Genomic DNA, 438 nt, shown 5'->3' with positions numbered 1-438 from the left:
GGTCGCGATAGAACTTCGTGACCGAGTTTCTGATGGGTTCTTCGGTGATGTGTGGACCGTCGACGGTCGGTTCAACGCCAGCCAGCTCTCCTATCGGAACACCGATCACTACATCTACGATCAAGAGACGAGCCGGGGTGGCGCACTCCAGTGGATCGGTCCTCATTGGGTCGATATGATGCCGTGGATTCTTGACGATCCAATCTCTCGGATAAACGCGCGATTTCACGAAGCCGACGAGGCGGACGTCGAAACCGGGGCAGTTCTGCAGTTCGAAACTCGTGGAGGAACCCTGGGAACGTACCACACTGGTTACTACCTGAGCGACCGGGGCAAAGACACACATCTCGGTCTCTATGGGACCAACGCTCAGGCGCTGACGCCTCTGCACCACGACGCACTCCAGCACGAACCGACGGTCTCTCTCGACCTAACGTC

1 pseudogene is annotated in these 438 nt (G+C 57.8%); it reads left to right on the top strand.

From position 1 onward, the window contains the following. Nucleotides 1-438: pseudogene (locus DVK00_RS21050) on the top strand (gfo/Idh/MocA family oxidoreductase); the annotation flags it as partial.

Source organism: Haloarcula sp. Atlit-47R (genome assembly GCF_003665985.1).
In the GTDB taxonomy this organism is placed as follows: domain Archaea; phylum Halobacteriota; class Halobacteria; order Halobacteriales; family Haloarculaceae; genus Haloarcula; species Haloarcula taiwanensis.
Note: the sequence above shows the minus strand (reverse complement) of the source record. Positions and strands in the feature narration are given on the sequence as shown.